The following is a 12,038-nucleotide window of genomic DNA, read 5'->3' as shown; positions in this document are numbered from 1 at the left end:
CTAGTCCTGACCGTAGCGGGGGTCCACCGACTCGGGTTCCAGGCCCAGCAGTTCGGCCACCTGCTCGACCACCACCTCGTGCACCAGAAGGGCCCGCTCGTCCCTGCTCCGACTGCGGATCTCCACCGGGCGCCGGAAGACGATCACGCGGTCCGGGTGCTCGCCACTGCCCTCGGTGACCCGGCCCAGCGGCACGGCGTCGTCGCCCTCGCGCACCTCCCCGTTGTCCGACCGCGGCACCTCCTGGACGGCGAACTCGACGCCCGCCAGTTGCGGCCAGTGCCGCTCCAGGCGGGTCACCGAGTCGCGCACCAGGTCGTCGAACGCCTCTGCCCGGCTGATGGCGAGCGGTACTTGGGGAGGGGCGACGGGGCCGCGCATGCCGCGGCCGTGGCGGTCTCGGCGGCGCGGTCGGGAGTCCGCCCGGCGCGGCGGTACGGGGCTGTCCATCGCCCCCGAGCGTAGCCCGCCGCGGGGCCCGCGCGGGGCGCGACGGGCGGGTGCGGGCCGGCGGGGGAGGGGACGCCGAACCGCTCGGTCTGCCTTTCAGCAGATCAGACGTTTCCGGAGAACACGGACGACACGGCAGGGTGACGTCCTGGCGAGTCGTCGCAGCCCGCTCAAGAGTGCGGTACGGTCCAACGCTGTGAGCCCTGTACGTCGCTGTTCGCGCACCGCTTGCGGTCGTCCCGCCGTCGCGACGCTGACGTACGTCTACGCGGACTCCACCGCCGTCCTGGGCCCCCTCGCCACCTACGCCGAGCCGCACTGCTACGACCTGTGCGCCGAGCACTCCGAGCGGCTCACCGCACCGCGCGGCTGGGAGGTGGTGCGGCTCGCCGTCGACTCGGCCGCGGCCCGCCCCAGCGGCGACGATCTGGAAGCCCTGGCCGACGCCGTGCGGGAGGCGGCCCGGACACCGCGCCCCGACCCGCGGGGCCCGACCCCGCGCGGCGGACCCGAGGCGGCCGAGGCCGACGCGACGGAGGTCGCCCGGCGCGGCCATCTGAGGGTCCTGCGGTCCCCGGAGCCGTAGCGCACCGCGCTGCCGCACGGCGCCCTTCCGTCCCGCGGGTAGATTTGGGACCGTTTACGACCGACGACCCAGGAGAGGCTGGCCGTGGCTGATCTGTCTCAGATCGTGAAGGCGTACGACGTGCGCGGTGTGGTGCCGGACCAGTGGGACGAGGCGACAGCCGAGCTGTTCGGCGCCGCCTTCGTCCATGTCACCGGAGCTTCCGCACTCGTCGTCGGACACGACATGCGGCCCTCCTCGCCCGGTCTCGTCCGGGCGTTCGGCCGGGGCGCGGCCGGGCAGGGTGCCGACGTCACCGAGATCGGCCTGTGTTCGACCGACGAGCTGTACTTCGCCAGCGGCAAACTCGACCTGCCCGGCGCGATGTTCACCGCCAGCCACAACCCCGCCCGCTACAACGGCATCAAGATGTGCCGGGCGGGTGCGGCGCCGGTGGGCGAGGAGACCGGGCTGGCCGAGATCCGCACCCTGGTGGAGCGGTGGTCGGACAGCGGCGGCGCACCCGCCTCCGGCAAGCCCCAAGGCACCGTCACCCAGCGGGACATGCTCGCGGAGTACGCCGAGCACCTGCACTCCCTGGTCGACCTCTCGCAGATCCGCCGGCTCAAGGTGGTGGTCGACGCGGGCAACGGGATGGGCGGCCTGACCGTCCCCTTCGTGCTGGCCGGGCTGCCGCTAGAACTCCACGACATGTACTTCGAGCTGGACGGCACCTTCCCCAACCACGAAGCCAATCCGCTCGATCCGAAGAACATCGTCGACCTGCAGCACCGGGTCCGCGAGGTCGGCGCCGACCTCGGCCTGGCCTTCGACGGCGACGCCGACCGCTGCTTCGTGGTGGACGAGAAGGGCGACCCGGTCCCGCCGTCCGCGATCACCGCGCTGGTCGCCTCGCGCGAGCTGGCCAAGGCGCCCGGCTCCACCGTCATCCACAACCTGATCACCTCCTGGTCCGTCCCCGAGGTGATCAGGGAGAGCGGCGGGCAGCCGGTCCGCACCCGCGTCGGTCATTCCTTCATCAAGCAGGAGATGGCCAGGACGGGCGCCATTTTCGGCGGCGAGCACTCGGCCCACTACTACTTCCGCGACTTCTGGAACGCCGACACCGGCATGCTCGCCGCCCTCCATGTACTGGCCGCGCTCGGCGGACAGGACGGCACCCTCTCCCGCCTCGTCGCCCACTTCGACCGCTACGCCTCCTCGGGCGAGATCAACAGCACCGTCGAGGACCAGTTCAACCGCACAGCAGCTGTCAAGGCCGCCTTCGCGGGCCGCGAGAGCGTCACCATGGACGAGTTGGACGGCCTCACCGTCACCGGCGTCAACTGGTGGTTCAACCTGCGTCCCTCCAACACCGAACCGCTGCTGCGGCTGAACGTGGAGGCCCGTGACGCCGGCACGGTCGAGCGGGTCCGTGACGAGGTGCTGGCCATCGTGCGGGCGGAGGGCGAGCGGACCCTCACGGTCTGAGGACCGCCCCGGTACCGCCGACCGCACCCGGCGGTACCCTGACGGCACAGTCACCGCAGCCGCAACGCAGCCGCAGCCGCAGCCGCAGCGCACACCGCACCTGGAGGAAGACATGCCGCTCGAAGCCGGACTCCTGGAGATCCTCGCCTGTCCGGCGTGCCACGCGCCGCTGCGCGAGGAGGGCGACGAACTGCAGTGCACCGGGGACGCGGAGTGCGGCCTGGCCTACCCCGTACGCGACGGCATCCCGGTGCTCCTGGTGGACGAGGCCCGCCGGCCCGCCTGAGCCGTCACGCGGCGGCACGCGGCGCCCCCACCGGGACGCGCCGGCCCACCAGAGCCGGGAAGCGAGCCGCCGGAGCCGCCCAGCGGCCGCTGCCGCGGCGCGTAGCACCGGAAGCCGATCGGAGGCCACGGAAGATGCTCGACGAGACGCTCCTCGACGCCCCCGAGGACCTGGCCCGCGCCGACGTCCGCGGTCTGCTGCGCGGCGCCGCACAAGCCGGCGCGCACGTCCGCACCGGCATCCGGCAGGCAGCCGAGGCAGGCGTGGACACGCTCCGGCCGGAGGGCCGCCCCCGCGCGCTCCTGGTCGCCGGTCCGGGGGCCGCCACCGCGTGCGTCGCCGACCTGCTGGGCGCCCTCACCAACGGCTCTCTGCCCGTCACCGCTCTGCGCCCCACCGGCGCCCAGGCCGCGGGCGACGCACTGCGCTGGACCCTGCCGGGCTGGGCGGGCCCGCTGGACCTGCTGCTGCTCGTCACCCCGGACGGCACCGAACCCGGCCTCACGGCGCTGCTCGACCACGCGTACCGGCGCGGCTGCACCGTCGTCGCCGTCACCCCGCGCGGCACCCCGCTGACCGACGCGCTCGGTGAGACCCGCGGCCTCACCCTGCCCCCGGCCCCGGCCCCCCACGAGGTCCACTCCTCGCCGGACCGCCCCGAGCACCCGCTGGATCCGGCGGCCCCCGCGGCTCCGCCCGGCGGCGGACCCGGCACCTTCTGGAGCCTGCTCACCCCGCTGCTGCTGCTCTGCGACCGCCTCGGACTGACCCGCAGCGGCCCGGCGGACCTCGCCCGGCTCGCCGACCGGCTGGACGAGGTCGCCGAACGCTGCGGACCGGCCGTCCCGACCTACAGCAACCCCGGCAAGACCCTGGCCGTCGAACTGGCCGGCTCGCTGCCGCTGCTGTGGAGCGAGGGCGGCGTCGCGGGCGCCGCGGCGCGGCACTGGTCCGCGGTCCTGGCCGCGCTCTGCGGCCGCCCCGCGCTCGCGGCGGGCCTGCCCGAGGCCCTGACCGCCCACGGAGCGCTGCTGACCGGTCCCTTCGCCCCGGCCTCCGGCCAGGACGACTTCTTCCGCGACCGGGTCGAGGACGAGCAGACGACCCGCGTCCGCGTCGTCCTGCTACGTGAGGCGTCTCCCGGCGGCGAATCCGCGACCGTGCCGGCCCGCGACCTGGCCTACGCGCACGGAGCGGCGCTCAGCGAGCTGGAACCGGCCGAGGGCAGCGGTCCGCTGGAGGCGGCCGCCGAACTGATCGCCACCGCCGATTTCGCCGCCGTTCACCTCACGCTCGCCGACAGCGACTCCCCTTGGGCAGGACGCGACACTCGGGCGTGAGGCGGCACCCGGCATGACGCCGCGCCCGCCGCACCCCGCACGGAACCCCTCCCCGCACGACAGGAACAGCACCTCTCATGGACCGTCTGGAGAACTCCGTCAGGCCCTACGCCTGGGGCTCCACCACCGCCATCCCGGAACTGCTCGGTCAGGAGCCCACCGGCCGCCCGCAGGCCGAACTGTGGATGGGGGCACACCCCGGCGCACCCTCCCGCATCGACCGGGGCGCCGGACCGCGCCCGCTGTCCGAGGTGATCGACGCCGCTCCGGAGCGGGAACTGGGCACCCCGACGGTGCGCAGCTACGGCCCCCGGCTGCCTTTCCTGCTGAAGCTGCTGGCAGCCGCGGCCCCGCTCTCCCTCCAGGTGCACCCCGACAGCACGCAGGCTGCGCAGGGCTACGCCGACGAGGAGGCGCGCGGTATCCCGCTGGAGGCTCCTGAGCGCAACTACAAGGACGACAGCCACAAGCCCGAACTCCTCTGCGCCCTGACCCCGTTCGAGGGACTGTGCGGATTCCGGCACCCCGAGGAGGCCGCCGCGCTGCTGGACGGACTCGGCGTGCCCGGACTGAAGCCCTACGTCGACATCCTGCACGCCCGCCCCGGCGGCGAGGCACTGCGCGAAGTGCTCTCCGCCCTGCTGACGGCGGACCGGGACGCGATGCACGCCACCGTCTCCGCGGCCGCCGAAGCCGCCGCAGCCCGCCCCGAGTACGCGGTGTACGCGGACATCGCGCACCACTACCCGGGCGACCCCGGAGTGCTCGCCGCGATGCTCCTCAACCACGTCGTGCTGCGTCCCGGCGAGGCGCTGTACCTCGCCGCCGGGGTGCCGCACGCCTACCTCAGCGGTCTCGGCGTCGAGATCATGGCCGGCTCCGACAACGTGCTGCGCTGCGGCCTGACGCCCAAGCACGTGGACGTGCCCGAACTGCTGCGCATCGTGCGCTTCGAGCACACCGAGCCGGGCGTACTGCGGCCCGAGGCCGACGAGGCGAGCGGTGAGGAGGTCTACGAGACCCCCGCCGGAGAGTTCCGGCTCTCCCGCTTCGTCCTCGTCCCCGACGCCCCTGCGCACCCACTGGACCCGTCCGCCGCGCAGATCCTGCTGTGCACCGCGGGAGCCGTCGTTTTGCACGGCGGGGCCGACGGCAGGGCGGAACTCACCCTCGCACCCGGGCAGTCCGCCTACATCCCGGTGGACGAGGCGGTACGGATCTCGGGTGACGGTACGCTCTTCCGCGCCACCGCTGCCGTCTGATCGGACGGTCGCACAGCAGCAGGAAGGGACCTCTCACTCGTGAGTGCATCAGGCGGAACAAAGGCGATCGTCGCCGCGCTGGGCGCCAACCTGGCCATCGCCGTCGCCAAGTTCGTCGCGGCGGCCTTCAGCGGCTCGGCCTCCATGCTGGCCGAGGGCGTCCACTCCGTGGCCGACTCCGGGAACCAGGCCCTCCTGTTGCTGGGCGGCAAGAAGGCCAAGAAGGAAGCCAACGAGGAACACCCCTTCGGCTACGGCCGGGAGCGCTACATCTACGGCTTCCTGGTCTCCATCGTCCTGTTCACCGTCGGTGGCGTCTTCGCGCTCTACGAGGGCTACGAGAAGATCGCCCACCCGCACGAGATCGAGCACTGGTACTGGCCGGTCGGCGTGCTCGTCTTCGCCGTGGTGGCCGAGGGCTTCTCCTTCCGGACCGCCGTCCGGGAGTCCAACGAGATCCGCGGGAAGCAGAGCTGGACCCAGTTCGTACGCCGCGCCAAGGCGCCCGAACTGCCGGTCGTGCTGCTGGAGGACCTCGGCGCGCTCGTCGGCCTCCTCCTCGCCCTCGGCGGCGTCGGCCTCGCCCTGCTCACCGGCAACGGCGTCTGGGACGGTGTGGGCACCATGTGCATCGGTGCGCTGCTCGTCGTCATCGCACTGGTCCTCGCGGCGGAGACCAAGTCGCTGCTGCTGGGCGAGTCAGCCGCCCCGGCCGAACGGGACCGGATCCGCGCCGCGCTCGTCGACGGGGAGACGGTCACCCGCGTCATCCACATGCGCACCCTGCACCTGGGCCCCGAGGAGCTGCTGGTGGCCGCCAAGGTCGCCGTCCGGCACGACGACACGGCCGCACAGGTGGCCCGTGCCATCGACGCCGCGGAACACCGCGTCCGCGAAGCCGTCCCGATCGCCCGGGTCATCTACCTGGAGCCGGACGTCTACCGTGCGGAGCAGGACACCGGGCCGGAGCCGGCGGCGTCGGCGGCGGAACCGGCTGACGCGTCCGGTCGCGGCCCCGGCGCCTGACCGGGCCACCGGGCCGTCCGCCCTCCCGGTTGCGCCGGGCCCGCGCGGCCGCCGCGTGCGGCGCGAGGGCCCGCCCCGTGGGATCGTGGGCGGGCCCCCTCGTGGCGTCGGCACTGCCGCGGTGGGGTGCTGTCCCGGCGCCGACGGTGCGCCGGGCTCAGCCGATCTCGGCGAGCGCGGCCAGCACCGCGCCCTCGTCCGGAGCCGCCAGCAACCGGGCGCGGAACGCGGGATCCGTCAACTTCCGTGACAGCAGCGCCAGGATCCGCAGGTGTTCGTCGCCCGCCGCCGCCTCAGGGACCGCGATCATGAACACCAGCCGCGCCCTGGTCCCGTCCAGCGAGCCCCACTCGATGCCCTCGGCGGACCGCGCGAACCCGACGACCGGAGCGGTGACCGCGTCCGTCTTGGCATGCGGGACGGCGATCTCCTCGCCGAGCCCCGTCGTGCCCTGCTCCTCGCGGGCGAGCGCGGCTTGTACGAGCGCCTCGCTGTCGGCGACCGCGCCGCTGCGGCCCAACAGCTCGGCCATCTCCCGGACAGCGGCTTCCTTGCCGTCGGCCGCGAGCTGCTCGCGCACGGTCTCCGCTGACAGATAGCCGGAGAGCACCCCGGAGAACTCCGCGGCGGCCTCGGGCGCGGTGCCGCCTTCCGGGCCGGTGCCCGCGGCCCCGGGTGCGTCCTCGGCGGCCTGGGGCTCCCCGGCTGACGGGCCCGCCTCGGGCGCGGTGCCGCTCGCGCTGTGCGCCGCCACGCGCTGGGCCGGCACGGGACGCTCCGCGGCGTCCGCGCCGGGAGTGTCCTGCCCGGAACGCCGTGCTCCGAGCGTCGCCAGGCCGACCGTGGTGGCTGCCGTGACCGCGGCACCGATCAGCAGCGCCACGAAGAACATCGCCACACCGTCGACCGCGCCCAGCACCGCCACGATCGGCCCGCCGTGCGGCACGTTGTCCCCGACCGAGGCCAGCCCGGCGATGCCGCCCGCGACGGCGCCGCCGAGCATGTTCGCCGGGATCACCGTGGCGGGCCGCGCGGCGGCGAACGGGATGGCGCCCTCCGTGATGCCGAAGAAGCCCATGAACAGTGCGGCCAGGCCGGTCTCCCGCTCCTGGTCGGAGTAGAGCCTGCGGCGCAGCAGCGTCGCGAGTCCCTGTCCCAGCGGCGGCACCGGGATGGCCGCCGCGCACATCCCCATCACCTCGGGGCTCTTGGAGACCAGCCCGGCCCCGAACAGGAACGCGGTCTTGTTGACCGGGCCGCCCATGTCGAAGGCGATCATCAGCCCGAGCACCACGCCCAGCAGCGCGGCGCTGGTCCCGGTCATGCCGCCCAGGAAGTCGGTGAGGTTCTCGAAGACCCAGGAGATCGGCCTGCCGATGACGTAGATGAAGAACAGGCCGAGCGCGGAGGTCGCCACGATCGGGATCACGATGATCGGCATGATGGGCCGTACGAACCGCGAGACCGGTATCAGCTTGATCGAGCGCACCAAGTACCCGGCCAGGAACCCGGTGACGATCGCGCCGATGAAGCCCGCACCGGACTCGGAGTCGTACAGCTCGCCGGTGTTGGCGATCCAGCCGCCGATCATGCCGGGCACCAGCGCGGGACGGTCGCCGATCGCGTAGGCGATGTAGCCGGAGAGGATCGGCACCATCAGCGTGAACCCGATCACGCCGATGTCGTTCACGTGCTTCCAGAAGCTGCCGTCGGGGATCACCAGACCGCCGTCGGCCTGCGGATTCCCGCCCAGCGCGAGCGAGACCGCGATCAGCAGCCCGCCGACCACCACGAACGGGATCATGTACGAGACACCGTTCATCAGCGCCTTGTAGCCGGCACTGCGCTCCCGGCCCCTGGCCCCGGCCGGGCCGGGGCTGCCGTCGCTCCCGTCGCCGCTTCCGCCGCCGGTGTCGCCGACGCGGGCGTCTCCGGCCGGAGCCGAGGCCGCGCCGCCCGGGTGCACCGGGGCCTCGCGTACTCGGTCGAGGAGCCCGCCGGGGTCGCTGATGCCCTCCGCGACTCCCACGCAGAGCACCCGCTTGCCGCCGAACCGGCTGAGGTCCACGTCCTTGTCGGCGGCGACGATCACACCGTCCGCAGCGTTGACATCGTTGTCAGTCAGGACGTTCTCGGCGCCGATGGACCCCTGGGTCTCCACCTTCATGGCGATACCACGGGATTGTGCGGCCTGGGTCAGTTTTTCCGCCGCCATGTACGTATGGGCGATACCGGTCGGACACGCCGTCACAGCAAGCAGTTTCAGCCCCGGGTCGGCCGGGGGAGCCGCTCCGTCTCGGGGGTCGGCAGGACTGGTCACGTGGGAACTCCTAGCTCGGCCAAGGGGTGGAGGGATGCGTTCTCGCGCCATCGCAGTCGCAGTCGCAGAAGCCGCAGGGTGCACCGAACCAGCCGGACGGGCAAAAAAGCAAGCGGCCGAAAACCGACCCCGAGGCGCCCTTGCTGTCGGCGCCGCCCGTCTTGTCCCCTGGACGGGCGGTGTAGATTCGTAGAGCCAGACGTCGCTGCTGATGGCGGTCGGGAGGCCCGGACCCCGGGCCACCGAGGGAGAGAGGGCCTCCGACGGACTGAGCTGCGAGCAGGGGACGAGTGTGCCCGGTCACGATGCGCGCCTCCGCGCGACCGGCACCGCACCGCCCCGGCGCCGCAGCACGGACCAGCCAGCCTTATTTCTCGACACCGAGGAGCAGCTCGCAATGACGACGACCTCCACGACCGGCCAGGACTTCAAGGTCGCGGACCTCTCGCTGGCGGCCTTCGGCCGCAAGGAGATCAAGCTGGCCGAGCACGAGATGCCCGGCCTGATGGCGATCCGCAAGGAATACGCCGCCGACCAGCCGCTCGCGGGCGCCCGTGTCACCGGCTCCCTGCACATGACCGTCCAGACGGCGGTGCTCATCGAAACGCTGGTCGCCCTGGGGGCCGAGGTCCGCTGGGCCTCCTGCAACATCTTCTCCACCCAGGACCACGCCGCCGCGGCTGTCGCCGTCGGCCCCGACGGCACCCCGGAGAACCCGAAGGGCATCCCGGTCTTCGCCTGGAAGGGCGAGACCCTGGAGGAGTACTGGTGGTGCACGGAGCAGGCCCTCACCTGGCCGAACGCCAGCACCGGCGGCCCGAACATGATCCTCGACGACGGTGGTGACGCCACCCTCCTGGTGCACCAGGGCGTCGAGTGCGAGAAGGCCGGCTCCGCACCCTCGGTCGACACCGCCGAGAACGACGAGCACCGCGTCGTCCTCTCGGTGCTCAACCGCACCCTCGGCGAGAACCCGCAGAAGTGGACCCAGCTCGCCTCGGAGATCCGCGGCGTCACCGAGGAGACCACCACCGGCGTCCACCGCCTGTACGAGATGCACCAGGCGGGCACACTGCTCTTCCCGGCGATCAACGTCAACGACGCCGTCACCAAGTCGAAGTTCGACAACAAGTACGGCTGCCGCCACTCGCTGGTCGACGGCATCAACCGTGCAACCGACGTCCTCATCGGCGGCAAGACGGCCGTCGTGTGCGGCTACGGCGACGTCGGCAAGGGCTGCGCCGAGTCCCTGCGCGGCCAGGGCGCCCGGGTCATGATCACCGAGATCGACCCGATCTGCGCCCTGCAGGCCGCGATGGACGGCTACCAGGTGGTGACCCTGGACGACGTGGTCGAGACCGCCGACATCTTCATCACCACCACCGGCAACAAGGACATCATCATGGCCTCGGACATGGCCAAGATGAAGCACCAGGCCATCGTCGGCAACATCGGCCACTTCGACAACGAGATCGACATGGCGGGCCTCGCCGCCATCGACGGCATCGTCAAGGACGAGGTCAAGCCGCAGGTCCACACCTGGACCTTCAAGGACGGCAAGACCCTCATCATCCTCTCCGAGGGCCGCCTGCTGAACCTGGGCAACGCCACCGGCCACCCCTCGTTCGTGATGTCCAACAGCTTCGCCGACCAGACGATCGCCCAGATCGAACTGTTCACCAAGCCCGAGTCCTACCCGACCGACGTCTACGTCCTGCCCAAGCACCTCGACGAGAAGGTCGCCCGCCTCCACCTGGAGGCCCTGGGCGCCAAGCTGACCACACTCCGCCCGGAGCAGGCGTCCTACATCGGCGTTCCGGTCGAGGGCCCCTACAAGCCGGACCACTACCGCTACTGAGCACCGCAACCGGTCGGGCCGGTGCGGGCGGCGTACGCGACTGTGCGGAACCCGCGCGCCCGGCCCGTCCGGTACGCGCTGACGGATCTCCGGCGGTGCGCGCCGGAGATCCGCCGGTACGCGCCGATGTGCCGACAGCGGAAGGCCGTACGGTGGTACCGGGCCGAGTCCGGTACCACCCGGCCGAGCCGTCTCCGACACCTCCGGAGGGCGGTACGGTCCGCGCTTCAGCACGCACGGCCCTACGGGCCGCGCGCCGAGCCCGGCGGCAGCACCCCCGCCGGACCCGGACCTGCCTCGGACCGGCCCAGGCCCTCCGCCCCCGCGGGGACCTGCCCGTCACCGCACCGACCCCGGACACCGCCCATGCCCCGCGGCCGCTATTCGCTGCACGATCCGCACGACCACACCCTTCTCGGAGAAGAACACTTCCACTGCGCCACCGGCCCCTCCGGCTGGCGCTACGTCTCGCAGCTCACCGACCCCGCGGGTGAGCACAGCGGCTCCGTCGACCTCACCCTCGACGATCTCGGCCGCCCGATCCGGCTCGAACTCCGCGCCGCGAACTGGCGGATCCGCGGAGCGGCACTCGACGGCGTCACCTGGGTGCGTTCCGACCCCATGGGCGAGCACGCACAGGAAGGCAACGCCGCCGCGCACTCCTTCACCGGGGCTTCCCCCGCGTTCCTCATCGCGACCGCACGGCTGCTGCGCCCGGCTCTCGGTGACCGGGCGACCCGCGTGCGCCTCGTCGCGTTCACACCCCCCGTTCTCGCTCCCCGCACTCTGGACCAGTCCTGGGCGCTGTCCGACAGCGAAGCACACGCCACCGACAACGGCCCGCTCGTCGTGCACAGCTACCAGGTCAACGAAGTGGAGACGGGGGAGCAGCACGCTGTACACCTCGCCGGCGACGTCGTCCTGGCCGCCCCGGGCATCGAGTTGGAGGACCTGGAGTCACCCCCGTCGGTGTTCGACCAGGGATAGCGAGCGGAGGCCACGCGTGGGAATGAGCCCCCGTGCTCTGACGGGGTCCGGCTGCGGGAGCCCTTGCCCGGCCGGTCCGGCAGAGTGCCTAGGAAGGAGGCACGAAGCCCGTACGCGGAGCAGACGGTCCGTTCTCGCCCCCGTCCGAGGCCGAGCTCTCCCTCCCCGAGCCGGGCGGAGACGGCGTCGCCGTGGACGGTGACGGCTGGGGCTGGGGCTGGGGCGACGGCTGGGGCTGCGGCTCCGGCGACGAGGAATGCGGCATTCCTGGCGAACCGAAAGACCGCCGAGCCTCCCGCTCCCGCCGCTCCGCAGCGACCCCGGCCAGATAGCTGACGGCGGGCACCCCCTGCGGCACCGGTGCGCCGGTCCGCGCGATGACATCGTCCGCCAGCCGTTCCGCCATCGAGTGCCGCACAGCGGGATCCAACTGCTCGGCACGCAGCAGGAACT

11 protein-coding genes (1 of these 11 running past the window's edge) are annotated in these 12,038 nt (G+C 72.6%); 8 read left to right on the top strand and 3 right to left on the bottom strand.

Features of this window, described 5'->3' with window-relative positions:
• Complete coding sequence (locus tag P2424_RS11705; protein WP_276475692.1) at positions 1–450, bottom strand: metallopeptidase family protein; 450 nt, start codon at positions 448–450, stop codon at positions 1–3.
• Between the two features lie 148 nt (positions 451–598).
• On the opposite strand from P2424_RS11705, the gene P2424_RS11700 reads away from it, so the two are divergent.
• From P2424_RS11700 to P2424_RS11675, 6 genes are all read left to right on the top strand, one after another.
• Positions 599–1,036 (top strand): DUF3499 domain-containing protein, encoded by a 438-nt coding sequence (locus tag P2424_RS11700; RefSeq protein WP_276478935.1) that lies wholly within the window; start codon positions 599–601, stop codon positions 1,034–1,036.
• A gap of 84 nt (positions 1,037–1,120) precedes the next feature.
• Positions 1,121–2,506 carry a phosphomannomutase/phosphoglucomutase gene (locus tag P2424_RS11695; RefSeq protein ID WP_276475691.1) on the top strand — a complete coding sequence of 462 codons (1,386 nt, stop codon included), beginning with the start codon at positions 1,121–1,123 and terminating at the stop codon, positions 2,504–2,506.
• Positions 2,507–2,618: 112 nt separating this feature from the next.
• On the top strand, positions 2,619–2,792 hold the full coding sequence (locus P2424_RS11690) for a Trm112 family protein (RefSeq protein ID WP_019356880.1): 174 nt from the start codon (positions 2,619–2,621) through the stop codon (positions 2,790–2,792).
• A gap of 134 nt (positions 2,793–2,926) precedes the next feature.
• The gene (locus P2424_RS11685; RefSeq protein ID WP_276475690.1) at positions 2,927–4,132 is read left to right on the top strand and encodes an SIS domain-containing protein; all 1,206 of its coding nucleotides are present in this window, start codon (positions 2,927–2,929) and stop codon (positions 4,130–4,132) included.
• A gap of 77 nt (positions 4,133–4,209) precedes the next feature.
• On the top strand, positions 4,210–5,394 hold the full coding sequence (gene manA, locus P2424_RS11680; RefSeq protein WP_276475689.1) for a mannose-6-phosphate isomerase, class I: 1,185 nt from the start codon (positions 4,210–4,212) through the stop codon (positions 5,392–5,394).
• Positions 5,395–5,433: 39 nt separating this feature from the next.
• Entirely contained in the window at positions 5,434–6,420 is a 987-nt protein-coding gene (locus P2424_RS11675) for a cation diffusion facilitator family transporter (protein WP_276475688.1), read from the top strand.
• 157 nt (positions 6,421–6,577) lie between these two features.
• Here P2424_RS11675 and P2424_RS11670 read toward each other — a convergent pair whose 3' ends face one another.
• A complete protein-coding gene (locus P2424_RS11670) occupies positions 6,578–8,740 on the bottom strand; it encodes a fructose-specific PTS transporter subunit EIIC (protein WP_276475687.1) in 2,163 nt (720 codons plus the stop codon).
• Positions 8,741–9,137: 397 nt separating this feature from the next.
• On the opposite strand from P2424_RS11670, the gene ahcY reads away from it, so the two are divergent.
• Together ahcY and P2424_RS11660 are read left to right on the top strand one after the other, a co-directional pair.
• A complete protein-coding gene (ahcY, locus tag P2424_RS11665) occupies positions 9,138–10,598 on the top strand; it encodes an adenosylhomocysteinase (RefSeq protein WP_276475686.1) in 1,461 nt (486 codons plus the stop codon).
• A gap of 366 nt (positions 10,599–10,964) precedes the next feature.
• Positions 10,965–11,585, top strand: a complete 621-nt coding sequence (locus P2424_RS11660) for a hypothetical protein (protein WP_276475685.1) — start codon at positions 10,965–10,967, stop codon at positions 11,583–11,585.
• Between the two features lie 88 nt (positions 11,586–11,673).
• Here P2424_RS11660 and P2424_RS11655 read toward each other — a convergent pair whose 3' ends face one another.
• Positions 11,674–12,038, bottom strand: partial view of an RDD family protein gene (locus P2424_RS11655; protein ID WP_276475684.1) — the 3' portion only. 565 nt of this gene lie beyond the right edge of the window; 365 of the gene's 930 nt are visible here — the last part of the coding sequence; its start codon lies off the right edge, out of view; the stop codon is at positions 11,674–11,676.

It is taken from the genome of Streptomyces sp. WMMB303, from assembly GCF_029351045.1.
Taxonomy (GTDB): Bacteria; Actinomycetota; Actinomycetes; order Streptomycetales; family Streptomycetaceae; genus Streptomyces.
Note: the sequence above shows the minus strand (reverse complement) of the source record. Positions and strands in the feature narration are given on the sequence as shown.

What these genes read in the sequence shown, in the direction of transcription:
- P2424_RS11705 (WP_276475692.1), bottom strand. Translation starts at nt 450, where the DNA reads ATGGACAGCCCCGTACCGCCGCGCCGGGCGGACTCCCGACCGCGCCGC.
- P2424_RS11690 (WP_019356880.1), top strand. Translation starts at nt 2,619, where the DNA reads ATGCCGCTCGAAGCCGGACTCCTGGAGATCCTCGCCTGTCCGGCGTGC.
- P2424_RS11685 (WP_276475690.1), top strand. Translation starts at nt 2,927, where the DNA reads ATGCTCGACGAGACGCTCCTCGACGCCCCCGAGGACCTGGCCCGCGCC.
- manA (WP_276475689.1), top strand. Translation starts at nt 4,210, where the DNA reads ATGGACCGTCTGGAGAACTCCGTCAGGCCCTACGCCTGGGGCTCCACC.
- ahcY (WP_276475686.1), top strand. Translation starts at nt 9,138, where the DNA reads ATGACGACGACCTCCACGACCGGCCAGGACTTCAAGGTCGCGGACCTC.
- P2424_RS11660 (WP_276475685.1), top strand. Translation starts at nt 10,965, where the DNA reads ATGCCCCGCGGCCGCTATTCGCTGCACGATCCGCACGACCACACCCTT.